At 67.2% G+C, this 22673-nt stretch carries 21 protein-coding genes; 14 read left to right on the top strand and 7 right to left on the bottom strand.

The genetic code is table 11. The annotated features are described in order from the left end of the window. Positions 1-2: 2 nt before the first annotated feature. The 11 genes from ACFPOB_RS01790 (at position 3) to lexA (ending at position 9008) form a co-directional block, all read left to right on the top strand. The gene (locus tag ACFPOB_RS01790; protein WP_377795435.1) at positions 3-1265 is read left to right on the top strand and encodes an RNA polymerase sigma factor; all 1263 of its coding nucleotides are present in this window, start codon (positions 3-5) and stop codon (positions 1263-1265) included. Positions 1266-1467: 202 nt separating this feature from the next. Next, entirely contained in the window at positions 1468-2238 is a 771-nt protein-coding gene (locus ACFPOB_RS01795) for a DUF899 domain-containing protein (RefSeq protein ID WP_377795437.1), read from the top strand. Positions 2239-2261: 23 nt separating this feature from the next. After that, a complete protein-coding gene (locus ACFPOB_RS01800; protein ID WP_377795439.1) occupies positions 2262-2516 on the top strand; it encodes a hypothetical protein in 255 nt (84 codons plus the stop codon). Positions 2517-2637: 121 nt separating this feature from the next. Beyond that, on the top strand, positions 2638-3189 hold the full coding sequence (locus ACFPOB_RS01805; protein WP_377795441.1) for an SRPBCC family protein: 552 nt from the start codon (positions 2638-2640) through the stop codon (positions 3187-3189). Positions 3190-3243: 54 nt separating this feature from the next. Further along, positions 3244-3780, top strand: coding sequence for a DUF1579 domain-containing protein (locus ACFPOB_RS01810; RefSeq protein WP_377795443.1), 537 nt, complete (start codon positions 3244-3246; stop codon positions 3778-3780). A 131-nt stretch (positions 3781-3911) separates the two neighbouring features. After that, on the top strand, positions 3912-4529 hold the full coding sequence (locus ACFPOB_RS01815) for an anthranilate synthase component II (RefSeq protein WP_377796041.1): 618 nt from the start codon (positions 3912-3914) through the stop codon (positions 4527-4529). A gap of 14 nt (positions 4530-4543) precedes the next feature. After that, entirely contained in the window at positions 4544-5557 is a 1014-nt protein-coding gene (gene trpD, locus ACFPOB_RS01820) for an anthranilate phosphoribosyltransferase (protein ID WP_377795445.1), read from the top strand. Between the two features lie 8 nt (positions 5558-5565). Beyond that, on the top strand, positions 5566-6378 hold the full coding sequence (gene trpC, locus ACFPOB_RS01825; RefSeq protein WP_377795446.1) for an indole-3-glycerol phosphate synthase TrpC: 813 nt from the start codon (positions 5566-5568) through the stop codon (positions 6376-6378). After that, positions 6375-6857: a cyclic pyranopterin monophosphate synthase MoaC gene (gene moaC, locus ACFPOB_RS01830; protein WP_091828751.1), complete on the top strand. Its 483-nt coding sequence runs from the start codon at positions 6375-6377 to the stop codon at positions 6855-6857. The genes trpC and moaC overlap by 4 nt, the downstream gene beginning before the upstream one ends. A gap of 2 nt (positions 6858-6859) precedes the next feature. Further along, entirely contained in the window at positions 6860-8071 is a 1212-nt protein-coding gene (locus tag ACFPOB_RS01835) for a molybdopterin molybdotransferase MoeA (protein WP_377795448.1), read from the top strand. Between the two features lie 199 nt (positions 8072-8270). Beyond that, positions 8271-9008, top strand: coding sequence for a transcriptional repressor LexA (gene lexA / locus ACFPOB_RS01840; protein WP_377795450.1), 738 nt, complete (start codon positions 8271-8273; stop codon positions 9006-9008). On the opposite strand, the gene ACFPOB_RS01845 is transcribed toward lexA, so the two are convergent. Next, positions 9002-11263, bottom strand: coding sequence for a ComEC/Rec2 family competence protein (locus ACFPOB_RS01845; RefSeq protein WP_377795452.1), 2262 nt, complete (start codon positions 11261-11263; stop codon positions 9002-9004). The genes lexA and ACFPOB_RS01845 overlap by 7 nt on opposite strands. A gap of 170 nt (positions 11264-11433) precedes the next feature. Here ACFPOB_RS01845 and gltX point away from each other — a divergent pair, with 170 nt between their 5' ends. From gltX to ACFPOB_RS01860, 3 genes are all read left to right on the top strand, one after another. Further along, complete coding sequence (gene gltX, locus ACFPOB_RS01850) at positions 11434-12852, top strand: glutamate--tRNA ligase (RefSeq protein ID WP_377795454.1); 1419 nt, start codon at positions 11434-11436, stop codon at positions 12850-12852. A 269-nt stretch (positions 12853-13121) separates the two neighbouring features. Further along, on the top strand, positions 13122-14411 hold the full coding sequence (gltA, locus tag ACFPOB_RS01855; RefSeq protein ID WP_092154089.1) for a citrate synthase: 1290 nt from the start codon (positions 13122-13124) through the stop codon (positions 14409-14411). Between the two features lie 142 nt (positions 14412-14553). Next, positions 14554-15549 carry a Bug family tripartite tricarboxylate transporter substrate binding protein gene (locus ACFPOB_RS01860; RefSeq protein ID WP_377795456.1) on the top strand — a complete coding sequence of 332 codons (996 nt, stop codon included), beginning with the start codon at positions 14554-14556 and terminating at the stop codon, positions 15547-15549. A 7-nt stretch (positions 15550-15556) separates the two neighbouring features. On the opposite strand, the gene lpxB is transcribed toward ACFPOB_RS01860, so the two are convergent. From lpxB to bamA, 6 genes are all read right to left on the bottom strand, one after another. Then, positions 15557-16732, bottom strand: coding sequence for a lipid-A-disaccharide synthase (gene lpxB, locus ACFPOB_RS01865; protein WP_377795458.1), 1176 nt, complete (start codon positions 16730-16732; stop codon positions 15557-15559). After that, on the bottom strand, positions 16729-17595 hold the full coding sequence (locus tag ACFPOB_RS01870; RefSeq protein WP_377795460.1) for an LpxI family protein: 867 nt from the start codon (positions 17593-17595) through the stop codon (positions 16729-16731). The genes lpxB and ACFPOB_RS01870 overlap by 4 nt, the downstream gene beginning before the upstream one ends. Continuing rightward, entirely contained in the window at positions 17592-18401 is an 810-nt protein-coding gene (lpxA, locus tag ACFPOB_RS01875; RefSeq protein WP_377795462.1) for an acyl-ACP--UDP-N-acetylglucosamine O-acyltransferase, read from the bottom strand. The genes ACFPOB_RS01870 and lpxA overlap by 4 nt, the downstream gene beginning before the upstream one ends. A gap of 52 nt (positions 18402-18453) precedes the next feature. Then, on the bottom strand, positions 18454-18912 hold the full coding sequence (gene fabZ, locus ACFPOB_RS01880) for a 3-hydroxyacyl-ACP dehydratase FabZ (RefSeq protein WP_377795464.1): 459 nt from the start codon (positions 18910-18912) through the stop codon (positions 18454-18456). A gap of 88 nt (positions 18913-19000) precedes the next feature. Next, positions 19001-20065: a UDP-3-O-(3-hydroxymyristoyl)glucosamine N-acyltransferase gene (lpxD, locus tag ACFPOB_RS01885; protein WP_377795465.1), complete on the bottom strand. Its 1065-nt coding sequence runs from the start codon at positions 20063-20065 to the stop codon at positions 19001-19003. 39 nt (positions 20066-20104) lie between these two features. Beyond that, positions 20105-22645 (bottom strand): outer membrane protein assembly factor BamA, encoded by a 2541-nt coding sequence (bamA, locus tag ACFPOB_RS01890; RefSeq protein ID WP_377795467.1) that lies wholly within the window; start codon positions 22643-22645, stop codon positions 20105-20107. Between the last annotated feature and the right edge of the window lie 28 nt (positions 22646-22673).

Consider the following 22673-nt stretch of genomic DNA (forward strand, 5'->3'; position numbering starts at 1 on the left):
TCATGGCCGAGATCGCCTGGATCCATGCGGCGCTGACCTCGGCGCGCCCTCAGGCGATCAGCGCCCTGCTGCGCTATTTTCGCGATCTCGACATCGCCGAGGAGGCCTATCAGGAGGCCTGCCTCCGGGCGCTCAGGACCTGGCCGCAGAACGGCCCGCCGCGCGATCCCGCCGCCTGGCTGATCTTCGTCGGCCGCAATGTCGCGCTCGATCAGGTCAGGCGCCAGAAGAAGCAGGAAGCGCTGCCTGACGAGGACAGGCTCTCCGATCTCGGTGACGCCGAGAGCGAGGTCGCCGAGCGGCTCGATGGCGGCCATTACCGCGACGACATCCTGCGGCTGCTGTTCATCTGCTGCCATCCCGACCTGCCGGCGACGCAGCAGGTCGCTCTCGCCTTGCGCATCGTCTCGGGGCTCAGCGTCAAGCAGATCGCCCGTGCGTTCCTGGTCGGCGAGAGCGCGATGGAGCAGCGCATCACCCGCGCCAAGGCGCGCGTTACTGCTGCCCACGTCCCGTTTGAGACGCCCGGCCCGATCGAGCGCGCCGAACGGCTCGCAGCGGTCGCGGCGATGCTCTATCTCGTCTTCAACGAGGGCTATTCGGCCAGCGGCGCCGAGGCCGACCGGCGGCGCCCCTTCAGCGAGGAGGCGATCCGGCTGATGCGGCTGCTGCTGCGACTGTTCCCGACCGAGCCGGAGATCATGGGGTTGCTGGCTCTGATGCTGCTTCAGCACGCCCGTGCGCCGGCCAGGCTCGACGCCGACGGCCAGATCGTCCTGCTCGACGATCAGGACCGGACGCTCTGGGACCGCGAGATGATCGCGGAGGGTCTGGCGCTGGTCGACAAGGCGATGCGCCATCGCCGGCCCGGCCCCTATCAGATGCAGGCAGCGATCGCGGGTGTTCATGCCCGTGCGGCGCGGCCGGACGAGACCGACTGGGCGCAGATCGACCTGCTCTACGCCACGCTGGAGCACATCCAGCCTTCGCCGGTCATCACGCTCAACCGCGCCGTCGCAGTCGCCAAGCTGCGAGGGCCTGAAGCTGCGCTCGCCATGGTCGAGCCGCTGGAACAGCAACTCTCGGGCTATTTCTACTTCTTCGGCTTCAAGGGCTGGCTGCTGGTGCAGCTCGGCCGCGACCGCGAGGCACGTACCATCTTCGACCGCGCCATAGCGCTCGCAGGCTCGGCCAGTGAGGCTGCCCATATCCGCCAGCATATCGACCGGCTGATGCGCGAGAGCGGGCAGGCCGCGGCGGGCTAAGCCGGCGACGGACCAGCGTTGCAGATTCTTTTTGGCGCGATGTCGACCCCGCGCCCGCCCGTTCGTCCTTGCCTCAAAGGGGCGACGAGCGATTGGCCTCGGCTGGATAGGGCCGGGACCAAAAACTCGCCGATGACAACAGCTTGCTTCGAGATCCTGAGGCTCAGGATCGGAAGCGGCCAGCGCAGCGAGGAGACCGACCATGACCCAGACTACCGTCAGCAAGGAAGACTGGATCGCCGCCCGTAAGGCCCTGCTCGTCAAGGAAAAGGCGTTGACGCGCCAACGCGACGCGGTCGCCGCCGAGCGCCGCGCCCTGCCACGCATCAAGATCGAGAAGACTTATGTCTTCGACACGCCGACCGGGAAACAGACGCTCGCCGACCTGTTCCGTGGCCGCAGCCAGCTCATCGTCAAGCATTTCATGCTGGCGCCCGGCCAGATCGAGGGCTGCGTCGGCTGCTCCTTCGAGGCCGACCATGTCGATGGCGTGCTGCAGCATCTCGAACGGCACGACGTCGCCTATGTCGCGGTGGCGCGCGCGCCGCTCCCCGAGATCGAGGCCTATAAGGAGCGCATGGGCTGGAATTTCCACTGGGTTTCGTCCCATGGCAGCGACTTCAACTACGATTTCGACGTCTCCTACACGCCGGAGCAGCTCGCCAGCGCCTTCTACAATTTCGAAACGATCGCCTCGCCGCTGGAAGACCTGTCCGGCCATACCGTTTTCCAGAAGGATGCGGACGGGACGATCTACCAGACCTATTCGACCTTCGGCCGCGGCGCCGAGGAGGTGCTCGGTACCTACATGTATCTCGACCTGACCCCGAAGGGCCGCAACGAGACCGGCCCGGCCGGCAATCTGACCGACTGGGTCCGCCCGCGCGACCGCTACGACACGCCCGGCAAGACCGACATGACCGGCCGCTGGCGAGAGGAGGCCTCCTGCTGCCACGCCCCGGCGGCGGAATAGTCCCTGACGAGCGGGAGGGCGCGATGATCTGTTGCTCCATCGGCGCGGTGACCTTGGCGGCCGGCCTGGCGAAGCGTCGCCAGATCGCCCGGCGGCTCGGCCTCGCCCTGCCGCTCCTGTCGATCGCCTTGCTGGGAGCGGCGGGCCTGTTTCTCGGCCAGCACGCCGGCCACTACGCCGAGCGCGCCCGTCTTAACCAGCGCGACCTGCTCGCCGAGGTCCTGGCAGCGCCACTCTGCAGCGGCGCGCCTGTGGTTGCTGCAGAGCCGAGCAAATGAAGCCTTCAGCCGGCTCGCGAAAAATTTTCGCGCCGGCTGTCGGATCGGCCGAGGCGCCAGCGTCCTAGCAGCAGACGGGCGGAAAGATCGGCCCCGCAACGCCTGCCAACAGGAGGAAACCATGCTCACCTATCTCGCCATCGCCGTGCTCGCCCTTGTCGCCGGCCTCCTCATTGTCGCCGCACGCAAGCCCGATCTCTTCGAGGTCAGCCGTTCCGCGACGATCCGGGCCACACCCGAGCGTATCTTCGCCCTGCTCTCGGACTTCCGGGAATGGGGCGCCTGGTCGCCCTACGAGAAGAAGGATCCGGCGATGAAGCGCAGCTTCAAGGGCGAGACCTCCGGCGTCGGCGCCGTCTACGCCTTCGACGGCAACAAGCAGGCCGGCACCGGCGAACTTGCGATCGTCGAGGTCCAGGCGCCGACCAAGCTCGCCGTCACGCTCGACATGACCAAGCCCATGGCCTGCCACAACCTGATCACATTCAGCCTCACCCCGGCAGAGGGCGGCACGCTGGTGACCTGGCACATGCAGGGCGCCTGCCCGTTCATGGGCAAGGTCATGGGCACGATCTTCAACATGGACCGCATGGTCGGCGGCGATTTCGAGAAGGGCCTCGCCGCGCTCAAGCAGGCCACGGAGCGCCCGCAGCTGGTTGCTGCCGCGGCCTGACCGCAGCGCATTCGACTGTTCACACCAGAGAAGCAAAGCAAAGGAGGATGAGCCATGACCAACACAGCAGAACTCGACAAGCCGCAGGCCGGCGATCTCTCCGGCTGCATGCCGGCCAAGCCCCAGGCGGAGCATGACTGGCTCCTCCAGCTCGTCGGCGAGTGGACCTATGAGAGCGAATGCATGATGGGGCCGGACCAGCCGCCGATGAAGTCTTCAGGCACGCAGTCCTACTCGTCGATCGGCGGGCTCTGGCTCGTCGGCGACGGCACCGGCTGCATGCCCGACGGCAGCCCGGCGACGACCCGGATCACGCTCGGCTACGATCCGCTGAAGCAACGCTTTGTCGGCTCCTTCATCGGCTCGATGATGAGCGGTCAATGGATCTATTCCGGCACGCGCAGCGCCGACGGCAAAGTCCTGACCCTCGATACCGAAGGTCCCGATTTCACCAACCCCGGCAAGACGGCAGCTTATCAGGACATCGTCGAGATCAAGAGCCCGGACCATCACATTCTGTCCTCGCAAACGAAAGGCGAGGACGGCCATTGGGTCCAGTTCATGACGGCGCATTACCGCCGGGTGAAGTGACGCTCAACGCCGACGCAGCTGAAGATTCCGAGGGCGCGGAGCAGCCAGCTCCGCGCCCTCGCGCTTGACCGGGGCGCGCGTTCGGGGGCATGTGCAGCCCTGAGAAACTGGGTGGGAACGGCCTGGACGTGATGCGCATCCTGCTGATCGACAATTACGACAGCTTCACCTGGAACCTGGTCCACCTGATCGGCGGGCTCGGAGCGCAGGTCCACGTGCGCCGCAACGACACGCTCTCGGTCGATGAGGCCCTCGCCGGCGACCATGATGCGATCGTGCTCTCGCCCGGCCCGTGCACGCCCAATGAAGCCGGCATCTGCCTCGATCTCGTGCGCGAAGGCGCGGACAAAAAGCCGATTTTCGGCGTCTGCCTCGGCTTGCAGACGATCGGCCAGGTTTTCGGCGGCGAAGTGGTTCGAGCGCCCCTGCCGATGCACGGCAAGGTCTCGACCATCACGCACCGCGCCCGCGGCCTGTTCCATGGCATCAACGGCCCACTCGAGGCGACGCGCTATCACTCGCTGGTCGTTCGGCGCGAGACCTGCCCGGCCGAACTCTCCATCGAGGCTGAATCCGGCGACGGCATGATCATGGCGCTCTCGCATCGCGACCTGCCGGTGCATGGCGTGCAGTTCCATCCCGAGAGCATCGCCTCGGAGCATGGCGCCACCATCCTGCGCAATTTCCTCGATCTCGCCGAGCGATGGTCGCGCCAGAACGCCAAAGCCGCCCTTTCCGCGACAGCCTGATCGATCGAGTTCTCATGGACGACTTCAAACCCTTCATCGCCAAGGTCGCGACCGGCGCCTCGCTGTCGCGCGAGGAAGCCCGCGACGCCTTCGAATCGATGCTCTCCGGCGAGGTCACGAATGCGCAGGCGGCCGCCTTCCTGATGGCGCTGCGCGTGCGCGGCGAGACCACCGAGGAGATTGCCGGCGCCGTCACCGCCATGCGCGCCCGCATGCTCACCGTCCAGGCACCGGTCGACGCCATCGACATCGTCGGCACCGGCGGCGACGCCTCCGGCTCCTACAACGTCTCGACGCTGGCTTCGATCATCGTCGCCGCCTGCGGTGTCCCGGTCGCCAAGCACGGCAACCGTGCTGCGTCCTCGCGCTCCGGCGCCGCCGATGTCCTGACCGCGCTCGGCGTCAAGGTCGGGCTCGAACCCGCCGGCACCGAGCGCTGCATCGCTGAAGCCGGCGTCGGCTTCATGTTCGCGCCGACCCATCACGCCTCGATGCGCCATGTCGCGCCGGTTCGCACCGAGCTCGGCACCCGCACCATCTTCAACCTGGTCGGCCCGCTCTCCAACCCGGCCGGGGTGAAGAAGCAATTGATCGGCGCCTTCTCGGAGACCTGGCTCGAGCCGATGGTCAAGGTGCTGCAATCGCTCGGCTCGCAGACGGTCTGGGCTGTGCACGGCTCCGACGGGCTCGACGAGATCACCACCACCGGTCCGACCCGCGTCGTCGCGCTGAAGGACGGCAAGATCGATAGTTTCAACATCGCGCCCGAGGATGTCGGCATCGCCCGCGCCAAGCCCGAGGATCTGCGCGGCGGCGAGCCGGCGCAGAATGCTCAGGCTTTGCAGGACGTGCTCGGCGGGGCCAAGACCGCCTTCCGCGACATCGCTGCCTTCAATGCCGCCGCTGCGCTCGTCGTCGCCGGCAAGGCCGCTGCGCTCGGCGAGGGGCTGGCGCAGGCCTATGGCGTGCTGGACAATGGCGAGGCCAAGGCCGCGCTCGCGACGCTCGTCGCAAGCTCCAATGCGTGAGGCTGCCCATGTCCGATATCCTCAGGCGGATCGAGGCCTATAAGCGCGAGGAGATCGCGGCTGCGCGTGCCGCCGTGCCGCAGGCCGAGATCGAGAAGCGCGCCGCAGCGCAGCCTGCGCCGCGCGACTTCATCGGCGCGCTCGAAGCCAAGCACCGCGCCGGCGGCCCGGCCTTGATCGCCGAGATCAAGAAGGCCTCGCCCTCCAAGGGGCTGATCCGCGCCGATTTCGACCCGCCGGCGCTGGCGAAAGCCTATGCCGAAGGCGGCGCCGCCTGCCTCTCGGTGCTGACCGACACGCCCTCCTTCCAGGGCCGGCCGGAATATCTTGGCGAAGCGCGCGCCGCCTCCGGGCTGCCGGGCCTGCGCAAGGACTTCATGTTCGAGCCCTACCAGGTCTTCGAAGCGCGCAGCTGGGGCGCCGACTGCATCCTGATCATCATGGCCTCGCTCGACGATGCCGCGGCGCGCGAGCTTACCGCCACTGCCAAGGCGCTCGGCATGGCCGCGCTCGCCGAAGTCCATGACGAGGCCGAGCTGGAGCGCGCCTTGAGCCTCGACACCAGGCTGGTCGGCATCAACAATCGCGACCTGCGCTCTTTCAAGCTCAACCTCGCCGTCACCGAGCGGCTGGCGCCGCGCGTGCCGAAGGATCGTTTGCTCGTCGGGGAGAGCGGCATCTTCACCCATGCCGATATCACCCGCCTGCAGGCTTGCGGCGTCAACACTTTTCTGGTCGGCGAAAGCCTGATGCGCCAGGCGGACGTGGCGGCCGCGACCCGCCAGCTCCTGACTGGAAACACCACCGAGGCGGCGGCATGAGCCGCCTTACCCATCTCGACCAGAAGGGCGAGGCCCATATGGTCGATGTCGGCGACAAGGCCGAGACTGTCCGCACGGCGATCGCCGAAGGCCATGTGGTGATGCAAGCCGAGACGCTGGCGATCGTCCGCGACGGCGAGGCCAAGAAGGGCGATGTGCTCGGCACGGCGCGTCTCGCCGGCATCATGGCTGCCAAGCGCGCGCACGAGCTGATCCCGCTCTGCCACCCGCTGCTCCTGAGCAAGATTTCCGTCGACCTCTCGATCGACGAGGCCCTGCCGGGTGTACGCGTGCGCGCGGAGGTCAAGCTGACCGGCAAGACCGGCGTCGAGATGGAAGCGCTGACCGCCGTCAGCGTCGCCTGCCTAACCGTCTACGACATGGTGAAGGCGGTCGATCGCGCCATGCATATCGAAGGCGTCCGACTCGTGCATAAATCCGGCGGCAAGTCCGGAACCTACGAGATCGCAGGACCATAGGCATGAGCCTCACCCCCGTCCCGGTCGCGCTCAAGGCGCTGCTCGACAGTGTGCCCGGCCCGACGCCGGCGCAGACGCTGGCGCTGGCGCACTGCGCCGGCCGCGTACTGGCTGAGGACGTCGCTGCGCTCAGGACCCAGCCGCCCTTCGCCAATTCGGCCATGGACGGCTATGCCGCCCGCGCCGCCGACCTGGAGCCGGGCAAGGAGCTCAAGGTCATCGGCGGATCCGCCGCCGGCCGCGGCTTTTCCGGCCAGGTCGGGCCCGGCGAGACGGTACGCATCTTCACCGGCGCGCCAATCCCCGACGGCGCCGATGCGATCCTGATCCAGGAGCATGCCGAGGGCGTCGGCGGCCCGGTCATCCGCGTCACCAGGCCAGCGAGCAAGGGCCAGTTCATCCGCCCGGCCGGGCTCGATTTTCAGACCGGCGAGGTCCTGCTCAAGACTGGCCGCCGGCTCGACAGCGCCGCGCTCGGCCTCGCCGCCGCTGCCGGCCATCCCACGCTTTCGGTCCGCCGCAAGCCGCTGGTCGCGATCCTCGCCACCGGCGACGAGCTCGTCCTGCCGGGCGAGCCGGTCGGCCCCGACCAGATCGTCGCCTCCAACAGCTTCGCCCTCGCCGCGCTGATCAAGCAGGCAGGCGGCACGACGCTCGATCTCGGCATCGCCCGCGACAACCACCCGGATCTGGCCGCCAAGATCGACGCGGCGCGCGCCGCCGGCGCCGATGTCTTGATCACCCTCGGCGGCGCCTCGGTCGGCGAGCACGATCTGGTCCAGGCGGCGCTGAAGGCGCAGGGCATGGCGCTCGGTTTCTGGAAGATCGCGATGCGCCCGGGCAAGCCGATGATGATGGGCCGGCTCGGGCCCATAGTCGCGCTCGGCCTCCCCGGCAACCCGGTCTCCTCGATCGTCTGCGGCCATCTCTTCGCGATGCCGCTGGTCGAGGCGCTGCTCGGCGTTGTCGATCCCGAGCGCGACCGCAGCGAACCCGCCATCCTCGCCGTCGACCTGCCGGCCAATGACGAGCGCCAGGACTATCTGCGTGCCACGATCGAGACGACCGCTGGCGAGCGACGCGTCAGGCCCTTCGCCAAGCAGGATTCCTCGATGCTGGCGAACCTGTCGCGCGCCGAGGCACTGGTGGTCCGCCCGGCTTTCGCCGAACCAGCCAAGGCGGGCGATCCCTGTCGCATCATCAGGCTGCGCTAGTCGAGCCTCGCCTCCTCGCGAATGGTCATCCCGGACAAGCCGCGAAGCGGCGCCGATCCGGGATCCATTCGGTCGCCCGGGATGACAGCCCTCAAATGAACAGGTCCGGCCGCACCGATACCCTTGCGGAACACAAGGCGAACGCGTATGGTGTTCGTGCTTTGTTTCGATTCTAGCCGAAAAGGCGGACGGCGCGACCATGCTGACACGCAAACAGTTCGAACTGCTTCGCTTCATCCATGAGCGCCTGCGCGAATCCGGCGTGCCGCCCTCCTTCGACGAGATGAAGGACGCGCTCGACCTGCGCTCCAAATCCGGCATCCACCGTTTGATCATGGCGCTGGAGGAGCGCGGCTTCATTCGCCGGCTTCCGAACCGGGCGCGCGCCCTCGAAGTCATCAAGATGCCGGACGGCATCGGCGGGCCGCAGGCACAGCGCGGCCGCTTCAGCCCCTCCATCGTTCAGGGCGGCCTTGGCCAGACCCCGCCTGCCCCGGCACCAGCAGCCAATCTGACGAAGCCGCGACCACCGGCTGCCGAAGACAGCGGGCGCTCGACCGTCTCGATCCCGGTCATGGGCCGCATCGCCGCCGGCACACCGATCTCGGCGATCCAGGACCGCAGCCACAGCGTCACGATGCCGGCCGACATGCTCGGCGGTGGCGAGCATTATGCCCTCGAGGTCCGCGGCGATTCGATGATCGAGGCCGGCATCCTCGACGGCGACACCGTGGTTATCCGCAAGCAGGACACCGCCAATACCGGCGACATCATCGTCGCCCTGATCGACGACGAGGAAGCGACGCTGAAGCGGCTGCGCAAGCGTGGCTCGTCGATTGCGCTCGAAGCCGCCAACCCCGCCTATGAGACGCGCGTGCTCGGGCCCGATCGGGTCAAAATCCAGGGCCGCCTGGTCAACCTGTTGCGGCGCTACTGAAGCGCCTCCGCATCCTGTGCCTGCTCCGCAGTTGCGGGTGTCGGCGCGGGAGCGGGTTCAGGCGACGGCTTCGTTTCCGGCCGCGCCCTGGTCCACGGACGCAGGCGGGCGACCTCGTCGGCCGTATAGGCGCGCCAACCGCCGCGGGCCGCATGATAGGCGGTCGCGCCATCGCGGATGAGCGCACTGCGATCAATCAGGCGCGCGGCGCAAGGTGCTGTCCAATAGAGCGATGTCACCACGAGATCGGCGCGCTGGCAGTCCTCGACCAGTGCGATGCGGTCGCGCGTATAGGCTACCGAGCGGCCATCGGGGAGGCGGATGACGCAGCCACGGGCATCGCAGGCGGCGCCCTGGCGCAGAGCGGCGTCGTCTGGCGAGCGGGAATCGCCGTCGGCATGCAGCCATTGCGTCAGGACGAAGCGGCTCGGCTTGCCGGCCAGCACCATCTTGCCCTCCGGCCCGCGCACCAGCACACCCGAGCCGTCGCGCTCGATCAGGATGTCGGGCCGCGACGGCGCCGAGGCCAGCGCCAGTCCGCCGACCAGCGGCAATGCGGCGAGGAAGCGCAGCGCCGTCGTCCACAGGGTCAGCCAAAGCAGCGAGATCGAGAACAGGATCAGCGCCAGCGGCCCGAAGGCCGGCAGCACAATGGTCGAGCGGTCGATGCCGGCGACCCAATGGGCGAGCTGGAGCACGAGGCCCGACGCCCAGCCCATCAGCGCCCAGGCCGGCCAGTCGAGCCCGAACGGATAGGCGAGCACGCCGAAGACGGCGGCCGGCATCACGATCAGCGAGACGAAAGGCAGCGCCAGCGCGTTGCCGAGCAGGCCGAACGGGTTGAAGGTCTGGAAGTGGAAGACGCCGTAGGGCGCCGTCGCCGCGGTCGCGACCATGGTGGTCGTCAGGATGCCGACGGCCGAGAGCCAGAGCGGCCGCAGCGGCCAGGGCCAGGAGGCCGCGGCGGCATCGGGCGCTCGCTCCTGCCAGCGTTCGGCGAAGGCGATCAACGCCGCCACCGCCCCGAACGACATCTGGAAGCTCGGCCCGAGCAGCGCCTCCGGCTCGCGCAGCAGCACGATGATCGCGGCGAGCGCGAGATTGCGCATGGAGAGGGCCGGCCGGTCGACCAGGATGGCGCCGAGCATGACCAACGTCATGATCAGCGAGCGCACGGTGGCGACCTCGGCGCCGGAGAAGACACAGTAAGTGGTCGCGCCAGCCATGGCGGCGAGCGCCACGAGCTTCTTCACCGGCCAGTACAGCGCCGCCGTCTGCGACAATGCCAGCAGCGCCCGCGCCAGCCAGAAGATCGTGCCGGCGGCCAACACCATATGCAGGCCGGAGATCGAGACGATGTGGTAGATGCCGGCGGCGCGCAGGTCGTTGTTGGTCTCCTCGCTGATCAAACCGCGCTTGCCGGTTACCAGCGCTGCCGCCATCGCCCCAGCCTGCCCACCGCCGCTGGTCGCAATGCGCTCGGTCAAGGCGTTGCGGGCCTGGTCGATTGCGACCGCCCAAGCGAGCCGGCGCGGCATCGGGATGGGCGCCGGTGCGAGCGTAATCTTGCCGGCGATATTGCCGACGGCGCCGATGCCTTGGAAAAAGGCGTCGCGGGCGAAGTCATAGCCGCCTGGGCGCGCCGGACCGGGCGGCGGCAACAGGCGCGCGGTCGCGCTGATATGGTCGCCCGGCTTCAGCGTCGTCACCGGCGTGGTGACGCGCACCCGCCGCGGCCTCTGAGCCGGATCGATGCCCGGCAGGTCGGTGACCTGGATGACGATGCGCACGCCCTTCTCGCGCTGCTCCAGCGCCTCGACAAAGCCGGTGAGCTTGCCGACATGGTTGCGTGCGAGGGCAGGCGCCGCGATGCCTGCCGTTCGCCAGGTCGCCGCGGCGAAACCTGCAAAGGCCGCAGTCGCAGCGATGCAGACCGCCATGGCCGCCGGGCGCTGCCGCAGCAGCAGCGCGGCGAGTGCGCACAGCGCCAACCCGGCCAGGGGGGCGGCCAACCCCGGCTCACGATCGGCCAGGAAGTAGAGCAGCACGCCGGCGCCCATGCAGACCGGAAGCCAGTTGAACAGGCGACGACGCTCGATCTCTGTCTCGAGCGCCTGGCGGAAACGGCCGCCCCAATCCTGCAGGGAAAGCGATGCAGGCCAATGGAATCCGGCGGCACGCCGCAAGCGCGCCGGCAAGGCCAGCGCAGCGGCCCGCACCCCGCTACGGCGCTTTTCTGGCCCGTAGGAGAGCATCCGTCCCCCGTCGCGGCTGCGCGATGATCGCGCCTCCTCCCCGCAGGAGGCACTTAACGGCAGCCGGCAAGCCATGTTACAGCGGCGGCGCCGGATGTCAGCCCCGGCCGAGGCCCGCACTGCAACTGCCCTCGCCTTTTGCTTACCCGTTCCGCCGGAGCCTTCCTTTCATGAGTGACACGGTCGTCACGCGCTTCGCGCCGTCGCCAACCGGATTCCTGCACATCGGCGGTGCCCGCACCGCGCTGTTCAACTGGCTCTATGCTCGTCGTCATGGCGGCAAGATGCTGCTACGCATCGAGGACACCGATCGCGAACGCTCGACCGAAGGCGCCATCGCTGCGATCCTCGACGGCTTGGCCTGGCTCGGTCTCGATTGGGACGGGCAGACCGTCTACCAGTTCCAGCGCGCCGCCCGCCATCGCGAGGTCGCCGAGCAGATGCTGGCCGCCGGCAAGGCCTATTATTGCTATGCGACGCCGCAGGAGCTCGAGGCGGAGCGCGAGGCGGCACGCGCCGAAGGCAAGCCGTGGATCTATGACGGACGCTGGCGCGACCGCGACCCCGCGACGGCGCCCGCGGGCGTCAAGCCGGTGATCCGCCTCAAGGCCGAGCGAACCGGCGAGACCGTGGTCGAGGACGAGGTTCAGGGCCGCGTCGTCTGGCAGAACGAGAATCTCGACGACCTCGTGCTGCTGCGCTCGGACGGCAACCCGACCTATATGCTCGCCGTCGTCGTCGACGATCACGACATGGGCGTCACCCACATCATCCGAGGTTCGGACCATCTGACCAACGCCGCCCGCCAGACGCAGATCTACCAGGCGCTCGGCTGGAGCGTGCCGAGCATGTCGCATATCCCGCTGATCCACGGAGCTGACGGCGCCAAATTGTCGAAGCGGCATGGCGCGCTCGGCATCGATGCCTATCGCTCCATGGGCTATCTGCCGGTGGCGCTGCGCAACTATCTGCTCCGGCTCGGCTGGAGCCATGGCGATCAGGAAATCTTCTCCACGCAGGAGATGATCGAGCTGTTCAACCTGTCCTCGATCGGCCGTTCGCCGGCGCGCTTCGACTACGCCAAGCTCGAGAACCTCAACGGCCTTTATATGCGCGAGTCGGCCGATCACGAATTGATGACCGCGCTTAAGGCGATCTGGTCGGAGATCGGCCCGCCGCGTGGCATCGGCACGGAGCCGACCCCGGAGCTGGAAGCCAAGCTGATGGCGGCCATGCCGGGCCTGAAGGAGCGGGCCAAGACGCTGATCGAGCTGATCGACAGCGCCTCCTATCTCTACGCCCAGCGGCCGCTGGCATTGGAGCCCAAGGCGGCCGCGCTGCTGGACGAGGCTGCGCGCCAACGCATGCCGAAACTGGCGGAAAAGCTCTCGGCAGTGTCGGATTGGGCGCCGCCGCCGCTGGAGAGCGCGATCCGCGACTTCGCCGAGGAGAGCGGCGTCAAGCTCGGCCAGGTCGCGCAGCCTCTGCGCGCGGCGCTGACGGGCAAGACCACCTCGCCCGGCCTCTTCGACGTGATGGCGGTGCTCGGCCGCGACGAGGTGCTGGCCCGCCTCGCCGACGCGGCCTGAGCGCCCTCAGAAAGGCTAATGCCCGCTCGGTTGAACCCCTCGCGGAATTGGTCTAGCAACGCGCTGCGGACCGGCTGCTCCGGCTGCCGGTCCGGCATAAAAAATGCTTCAAAATCAGTCCGATGAACCCTTCCCGCTTGCCCGCCCCGACAGTCCCGTCATGGAGCCGTCATCGTGGGACGTTCGGATGACGCGGAATGCGACAGGCAGCCGGCGCCTCCGTCCGACCGGGACTATGACTGAAGAACGAGCCTGAAAGGATCGGATCCATGAGCGGAACTACCAGCCAGTTGGCTGTCGAAGGCAAGACCGTCGACATGCCGGTCAAAACGGGTTCGATCGGGCCATCGGTCATCGACATCGGCAAGCTGTACAGCCAGACCGGCATGTTCACCTACGACCCCGGCTTCACCTCGACCGCGAGCTGCGAGTCGCAGATCACCTATATCGACGGCGACGAGGGCGTCCTGCTCTATCGCGGCTATCCGATCGAGCAGCTCGCTGAACATGGCGACTTCCTCGAGACCTGCTACCTGCTGCTTTACGGCGAGCTGCCGACCGCGGCGCAGAAGGCGGATTTCGACTATCGCGTCACGCGCCACACCATGGTGCACGAGCAGATGGCCCGCTTCTTCCAGGGCTTCCGCCGCGACGCGCACCCGATGGCGGTTCTGGTCGCCTCGGTCGGCGCCATGTCGGCCTTCTATCACGACTCGACCGATATCTCCGATCCGCAGCAGCGCATGATCGCCTCGATGCGGATGATCGCGAAGATGCCGACCCTGGCGGCGATGGCCTACAAGTATACGATCGGCCAACCCTTCGTGTATCCGCTCAACTCGCTGGACTACACCTCGAACTTCCTGCGCATGTGCTTCGCCGTGCCGGCCGAGGAGTACAAGGTCAATCCGGTGCTCTCGCGGGCCCTCGACCGGATCTTCATCCTGCACGCCGACCATGAGCAGAACGCCTCGACCTCGACGGTCCGGCTCGCCGGCTCTTCCGGCGCCAATCCCTTCGCCTGCATCGCGGCCGGCGTCGCCTGCCTCTGGGGCCCGGCGCATGGCGGCGCCAACGAGGCGGCGCTGAAGATGCTCGAGGAGATCGGCAGCGTCGACAACATCCCGAAATACATCGCCAAGGCCAAGGACAAGAACGATCCGTTCCGCCTGATGGGCTTCGGCCACCGGGTCTACAAGAACTACGATCCGCGCGCCAAGATCATGCAGAAGACCACGCATGAGGTGCTGGCCGAGCTCGGCATCAAGGATGACCCGCTGCTCGACGTCGCGATGGAGCTCGAGCGCATCGCCCTGCACGACGAGTACTTCATCGAGAAGAAGCTCTATCCGAACATCGATTTCTATTCGGGCATCACCCTGAAGGCGATGGGCTTCCCGACCTCGATGTTCACGGCCCTGTTCGCGCTGGCGCGCAGCATCGGCTGGATCGCGCAGTGGAAGGAGATGATCGAGGATCCGTCCCAGCGCATCGGCCGTCCGCGCCAGCTCTACACCGGCGCCCCGAAGCGCGACTACACCCCGATCGGCCGTCGCTGAAAGTACGGAACTGAGACAGGCGAGGCCGCGACGGAACCCCGTCGCGGCCTTTATTGTTCCTATCGATTGATGCATCTAACGCACATGACGGTTGCGCTTGGCGCGCTACAGTCGACGACCATTTTTGAAAGGTTCATCGCTCATGTCGAAAGCCGAAGGTCTCAACCGCCGTGGATTTCTCGCTGGCGCGTCCGCCCTGCCCTTCATCGGTGGGGCCGGTTCCGCGTCCGCCCAGGCGCAGTTCCCGACGCGGCCGATCTCGCTGATCGTGCCCTTCGCCGCCGGCGGCTCGACCGACATCGTCGCGCGTCTGGTCGGCCAGAAGATGGGCGAATTGCTCGGGCAGTCGATCGTGATCGACAACCGCGCTGGCGCCGGCGGCAATATCGGTTCGACCGCGGTCGCCCGGGCGCAACCCGACGGCTACACCCTGCTGCTCGGCACGATCTCGACCCATGCGCTCAACCCGGCGATCCTGAAGACCGTGACCTTCGACGCGGTCAAGGACTTCACGCCGATCTCGCTCCTCGCCGTGGTGCCGAACGTCATGGTCGTGCATCCGAGCTTCCCGGCCAAGACGGTGCCGGAGGTGCTGAAGCTCCTGAAGGACAACCCCGGCAAGTATTCCTACGCCTCCTCCGGCGTCGGCACGCCGCTGCATCTGTCGGGCGAGCTGTTCAAGTCGCTCGGCGGCGTCAGCATGAACCATGTGCCCTATCGCGGCGCCGGCCCCGCGCTCAACGACGTCGTCGCCGGCGCCGTGCCGATCATGTTCGACAACCTGCCCTCGTCCGCCCAGTTCATCCGTAGCGGCCAGTTGCGCGCCATCGGCGTCACCACCAAGGAACGCGTTCCCTCCTTCCCGGATCTGCCGACGATCGCCGAGGGCGGGCTCGCCGGCTACGAGACCTACACCTGGAATGCGCTGTTCGGCCCCGCCAACATGCCGCGCCCGGTCGTCGACAAGATCAACGTCGCCGCCAACGACTCGCTCAAGGATGCGCATGTGAAGCAGCGCCTGGAGGACGTCAGCGCGGTCATCGTCGGCTCGACGCCGGAGGCGCTCGGCGAACACGTCAAGGCCGAGCTGGCCAAGTGGGCCCCGATCGCCAAGGCGTCCGGCGCGGTCGTCGAGTAAGCGGCCCTCAGCCGCCTGCCGGCTCCCGAACCAGAGCGAGCGCCGCATCGACGGCGTTCGCTGCCGGGCTCGGCCCGGCGCTGCGCATACTCTGCTCGACTTTTACGAAACCGTCGAGCTGGCGCTGGCGTGCTGGGCCATCCGCGGTCGCGGCGAGAAGCGCATTTGCCAGAGCCTGCGGCGAGGCCTCATCCTGGATGAACTCCGGCACCACGCTCTCGCCGATGATCAGATTGGGCAGGATCACGCTCGGCAGCTTGATCAGGCGTCGCGCCAGCATCGCCTCCCAGGCCGCGCCGCGATAGGCGGCGACGGTCGGCACCTGGGACAGCGCCAGTTCCAACGTGACCGTGCCCGAGGCTGCAAGCGCTGCCCGCGCCTCGCGGAAGGCGGCGAGCTTGGCCGCTTCGCCCATTACGATCTTTGGCTTGATGCGCCAATCGGCTGTGAGCTGCGTGATCGCCTCGACCAGACGGGGCACCGCAGGCAGCACGAAGCGTGCCTGCGGCAGTTGCGCGGCGACGAGCGCGACTGCCTCGCCGAAAGGCGGCATCAGATGCCGGACTTCGGAGCGGCGACTACCGGGCAGGACCAGAATAGTCGGCTCCGCGGCATCGTCGCGGCGTATCGCTTCGTCCGGCCCCGGCCGATAGTCCTGCAGCCGCTCGATCAAGGGATGGCCGACATAGACGGTCTCAGGCCCGCCGAGCCGTTCGAGCGCCGCCGGCTCGAAGGGCAGCAGCGCCAGGATCCGGTCGACATGCGGCTTCATCCGCCGCGCTCGTCCTTGACGCCAGGCCCAGACGCTCGGGCAGACCCAATGCGCGATCGGTATGGAAGGCGCGAGCCGCCTCACCTTCTTGGCGACGCGCAGGCTGAAATCGGGCGCGTCGATGGTGAGCAGGAGGTCGGGCTTGAGGACGGCGGCTGCCCGCGCTGTGTCCGACATCCGGCGCAAGAGCAGCGGCAGGCGCGCCACGACCGGGCCGAAGCCCATCACCGCGATGTCCTCCTGTGGGAAGACGCTGTGCAGTCCCTCGGCGATCAGCGCTTCGCCGCCGACGCCTGACAGTTCCAACGGTCGATCGCCCAGCACCGCGCGCAGCCGTGCCACGAAGCGCGCGCCGAGCGCATCGCCCGAAGCTTCGCCGGCGACGATGAAGAGCCTGAACGGACGGGTCACGCCACGCCCTCGATGAAGAGGCCAGCGGCATCGGCAAGCGTCGCCAGACGGTCGCGATCGCCGATCAGCACGCCGCCGGCCTTGACCGCGATACCGGCAAGGCCGGCGGCTGCGACGCGTGCCACGGTCTCCGGGCCGATCGCCGGCATGTCGACCCTGAGGTCCTGCCCGAGCTTCGGCGCCTTGACCAGCACGCCATCGCCCTTGCCGGGCTTGAGGCGACCTGCCTGGACCAGGCCTGCGACGCGCTCGATCATCGCGTCGGTCCCTTCGGCCGCCTCGACGGCGACGACGCGGTGATCGGCGATGATCGCCGCCTGCCCCATGTCGAAGGGCGAGAGCGTGGCGAGCAGGCTGAAGCCGGTCGCGATCGCCTCGCGCGCGACTGCGGAAGGCTTGTGACGCCCGAGCGCTCCGCTCGGCGCGACGAGATCGGGCGCGATATCGGCCGGTCCGACGACGCGCAGCCCTTGGCCCTCGAAGAAGCTGACGACGCCACGCAGCAGATGGTCGTCGCCCCCCTGGAAGGCGCGGGCGAAGTGAGGCAGGTATTTCAGCGTCGACAATTCCGGCGCCAGCGAACCGAAGCTCGGCCGCGGCAAAGCACCGACCATAACGATCTCGTCGATCTTGCGCCGCTTGATCTCGTCGAGGAAGCGTCCGAGTTGGCCGAGCCGGTATTCCTTGGCGTCGTAGGCGGAATAGTCGGCGGGATCAGCCGCTCCGGCGAGCGCCGCGACGTAGACGCTCGCGCCCTGCGCTGCTGCCGCACCGGCCACCCGTAACGGAAACTCGCCACGACCGGCCAGGACGGCGACGCGCCGTCCCTGCGGCCGACCAGTGTCGGCCGGCTTCGTGCTCACCGCTCGGGAGCGTTCACGTCGCGCGGCATCGAGATGCCGCGATCGCCGCCGGCGCGGATGAAATCGAGGATCTCGTGGATGAGCGGATGGTCGGCGAACTCGCCGGCGACATCCTCCACGCGTTCGGAGAGCGTGCCTTCGTCGGCGAATAGCAGGCGATAGGCCCGGCGCAGTTCGTGGATCTGCTCGCGCGAGAAACCGCGCCGCTTCAGCCCGACGAGGTTGAGGCCGGCCAGATGAGCCGGATTGTCGCGGACCATTCCGAACGGGATGACGTCGAGCAGAACGCCCGCACCGCCGCCAATGAAGGCGTGATCGCCGATACGGACGAATTGCTGCAGGCCGGTGCCGCCGCTGACGATGACGAAATCGCCGACGGTGACGTGGCCGGCGCACATGACATTGTTCGAGAAAATGACGTTGTTACCGATCACGCTGTCATGACCAACATGCGAATTGGCAAGGAACAGGCCGCGATCGCCGATGACGGTGCTCATGCCGCCGCCTTCGGTGCCTGGATTCATCGTCACGCCTTCGCGGATCACGCAGTCGGCGCCGATCGCTAGCGTCGACGGCTCACCTTTGTACTTCAGATCCTGCGGCGGGTGACCGATAGAGGCGAAAGGGTAGATCTTGGTGCGCGGGCCAATCGTCGTGCGTCCAGCGACGACGACATGGCTGATCAGCTCGACGCCGTCGCCGAGGGCGACATCGGGACCAACGGTGCAGAACGGGCCGATCTTGACGCCCGCCCCAAGCTTGGCGGCCGGATCGACGATCGCCATCGGATGGATCGAAGTGGTCATGGCAGAATCCTGCGTCTCGCCAGAAAGCGAAGCGTCCATCGCGGTCCCTCGCTTACACGACCATAGCCGAGAGCTCGGCCTCGGCGACGAGCACGCCGTCGACCTTGGCCTCGCCGCGGTAGAACCAGATATTGCGCTTGTGCGCCAGCTTTGTGAGATGGAAGCGCAGCGTATCGCCCGGAATGACGGGCTTGCGGAATTTCGCCTTGTCGATCGTGGTGAACAGCACGGTGGTGACCGCAAGATCGTCACTGCCACGCGCGCTGACGACGAGCACGCCCGCGGTTTGCGCCATCGCTTCAATCATCAGCACGCCCGGAAAAACCGGACGGCCAGGAAAGTGGCCGGTGAACTGCGGTTCATTGAAGGTGACGTTCTTGATGCCGATGCCGGAGCTGTCTCCGTCGATCTCGACGACCTTGTCGACCAGCAGGAACGGGTAACGATGCGGAATGCAGGCCATGATCTTCTGGATATCGGCCACGCCGAGCGCTTTGGTCGCATCCGTCATCGTGTCTGGTCTCCTCGAACGCCCTGCGCCCCGCGCTCGCGCGCGTCGCCTATATTGCAAGCTGCTTTTGCCGGAAGTCGGCGCGAGATCAAGCGTTTTCGCCGCCGCCGGGGCCCTTGCCACGCTTTGAGACGAGTTGCTTGAGCAAAGCGGCTTCACGCGCCCAGCTCAGCGCCGGCTGCGCGGGATAGCCGCCATAGCGCGCACCACGCGGAACGTCGCCAGCGACCCCGCTTTGAGCCGCGATCTGCGCGCCCATCCCGATCGTCAGGTGCCCCGCTAGCCCGACCTGCCCGCCGAGCACGGCGAAATCCTCTAGCGTGCTCGATCCAGCCATGCCGACCTGGGCGCAGATCACGCAATGCCGCCCGACTACGCAGTTGTGGCCGATCTGGACGAGGTTATCGATCTTGCTGCCCTCGCCGATCACAGTGTCGCGGCTAGCGCCGCGATCGATCGTGGTGTTGGCGCCGATCTCGACATCGTCCTGGATGATGACGCGGCCGACCTGCGGCACCTTCATGTGCCCCTTCGGTCCCATGGCGAAGCCGAATCCGTCCTGGCCGATCCGGACGCCCGGATGGATGATGACACGATTGCCGATCAGGGCCGCCTGCAGCGTCGAGCCGGCACCGACCGCGCAGTCCCGACCGATCCGAACCTGCGAGCCGATGACGGCATTGGGCCCGATCACCGTGCCCGCGCCGATCTCGGCGCCGGGACCGATCACTGCCCCGGGATCGACCGTGACGTCGGCCTCGAGCCTGGCCGTCGCATGCACGAAGGTGCCGGGGGCGACACCGGCCGAGCCGAACATCGAGCCTGGCCGCAGCGCCTGCGGGTGGAAGGTCGAGAGCAGCTTGGCGAAGGCGTGGTAGGGCGCCGGCGTGACCAGTGCGACTGTTCCGGCCGGTACGCGGCCGGCGAAACGGGCCGAGACAAAGCAGAGCCCAGCCGACGTCCCGGCCAACGCCGCGACATATTTCGGATTGTCCATATAGGCGGCGTCGCCACCGCCAGCCGTTTCGAGCGGCGCTACGCCGCCGATCCGGCGTTCGGGATCGACGCCGTCCGGCAGCGCGACACCCGACAAGGAAGCGACCTCGCTGAAGGACAGCGAGGTCGCGATCGGAAAGAAATTGGGATCTGCCATAAGTTGATCCGTTGCGGGGCGCGGGAAGCGCCCCGCCGGTCAGAAGCGGGCGCCGCCCGAGAAGCGGAAGGCCTGGGTGCGGTCGCCGCCGAACTTGCCGGTGATGGTCTGGCCGTTCGGGAGAACCGCCGTGCCGAACTGGCCGTCGTCCTTCGACAGGGCATAGGCGTAGTCGAAGCGGATCGGACCGAGCGGCGACTGCCAGAGCAAGCTGACGCCGACCGAGGACCGGATGACGTTCTTGTCGCGCACGCAGGCCACGTTGCTCTGGTAGCCGGAGACGACCGAGACGTTGAACTGACGCGCTTCCGAACCCGCCGGGCAGGCGCCGAAGCCGGCATTGGTGATCACCTTCGAGCCGCCGTCATAGTTGAACAGCGTACCGGCATCGGCGAAGACCGCGCCCTTCAGGCCAAGATCGCGCGGCAGGCCGAAGATCGGGAACTGCACTTCGAGCGAACCGCCGAAATAGGTGGTACCGCCGAGCGCGTTGCCGGTCGGGTCGTTGAGCGTGTCGCGCGGGCCGATACCGGAGGGCGCGAAGCCGCGCACCAGCGTCGGTCCGAGGAAGTAGTGGTCGATCATGCGCAGATCGCCGCCGCCGGTCGACTGGACATGGCCGGCCTGGACACGCGCGATACCGACGAAGTCCTCGAGGAACTCCTTGTAGTAACGCGCATCGGCGCTGACGCGCAGGAACTTCGAGTCGCCGCCGACGCCCGCGAACTCCGGCTTGATCTCGGCGACGAAGCCGTTGCGCGGGCTCTGGTAGTTGTCGAGCGAGTTGTAGTTGAAGTTCAGGCCGACCAGCGAGGTCAGCGTCGTGCCCTGAGCCTCCTTGACCGCGACAGTCGCTTCGCCGTTCGTCAAGCAGTTGAAATAGTTCGTCGCAGGAACTGCCGTGCCGAAGCCCGGAGTGGTGCCCGGGAGCGGCAAGGAGCAGTCATTGTACGGCTTGTTGACCTCGTTCGGGATCTTGATCTCGGTCGTATAGAGCGAATAGCGCGGCGTGATCGAGAACTCTTCCGTGATCGGGAAGGAGAAGCGGATCTGGCCGCCGGTCACCCGGCTCTCGAAATAGCCGATATTGGTGTTGTCGTTGAACTTCGAGAAGACGTCGAAGCCCGCCGCGATCCGATGACCGAGGAAGTACGGCTCGGTGAACGAGAAGTCGATGCCCTGGGTGCGCTGGCCCATCGTGCCGGCGATGCGGACATATTGGCCGCGGCCGAGGAAGTTCGACTCCGACAGCGAGACTTCGCCGATGATGCCGTCCGAGGTCGAATAGCCACCGGCGATCGAGAACGAACCGGTCGCCTTGTCCTCGACATCGATATTGACGATCACGCGGTCGGGCGCGCTGCCCGGCTCGTTGGTGATGCGGACCTTGTTGAAGAAGCCGAGATTGTTCAGGCGGCGCTCGGCGCGGTCGATGAAGACCTTGTTGTAGGCGTCACCCTCGCCGAGATCGAGCTCGCGGCGAACGACATAATCGCGGGTACGGGTGTTGCCGCGCACATTGATGCGCTCGACATAGACCCGCGGGCCTTCCTCGACGACATAGGTGATGCCGATCTGCCCGCTGGCCGCATCGCGCTCGCCGCGCGGACGGACCTGTGCGAAGGCATAGCCGCGCCGTGCCACCTCGGTGGTCAGGGTGACCAGCGACCGCTCGACCGCCTCGGCGTTGTAGGTATCGCCGCTGGCCGTGTTGACGAGCGATTGCAGAACGGCCGGATCGACGTCACGCAAGCGGGAATCGACCCCGACGTTACCGACCTTGTATTGCGGCCCCTCGTCGACGGCGACGTCGATGACCCAGCCGCCCGCCGCATCGTCGAAGCGGGCATCGCTCGAGACGATGCGGAAGTCGGCGTAGCCGTTCTTCAGATAGTAGCGTCGGATCAGCTCGAGATCGGCATTGATCCGGTCCGGATCGTAGACGTCGGAGGTCTTGATCCAGCTCAGGAAATTCGACTCGGTCGAGCTCATCAGCCCACGCAGGCGCGACGAGGAATAGACGCCGTTGCCGGTGAAATTGATCGACTTGATACCGGTCTTGCCGCTCTCCTGGATGGTGAAGACCACGTCGGAGCGGCCGTTCGGCAGCGGCTGGATACGGCCGCTGATCGTGGCGAGCCCGTAGCCGGCGCGGCGATAGACATCCTTGAGGCGCTCGACGTCGGCGTCGATCAGCTGCTGGCTTAGCGGGCCATTCGCCTTGGACTGGACCTGACCGAGCAGCACATCGCCCTTGAGGCGGCGATTACCCTCGAAGGCGACCCGGTTGATCGTATCGTTCTCCTGGACGGAGACGACGGTCTGCGCCCCGCGGCGGCTGACCTGAACGTTGGAGAACAGGCCCGTCGCCATGAGATTCTGGCGAATCTCCTGCGGACTGCCCGAACCCTGCCCAGTCGCATAGGAGCGGATCGTCTCCGCATCCACACGACGGTTGCCTTGGACAATCACGGACTGCGCGAACACCACGCTACCGCTGACGGCCACCATGACGGCCGCAAGTCCGACTGATCGAGAGAGCCGCATGCGCAAGGACCGGCTCTGAAGCGTCGACGTCATCGGGTCGCCTATTCCATTCTTTGGGTCA

The sequence above is a fragment of the Allobosea eneae genome (assembly GCF_042657265.1).
Lineage (GTDB): Bacteria > Pseudomonadota > Alphaproteobacteria > Rhizobiales > Beijerinckiaceae > Allobosea > Allobosea eneae.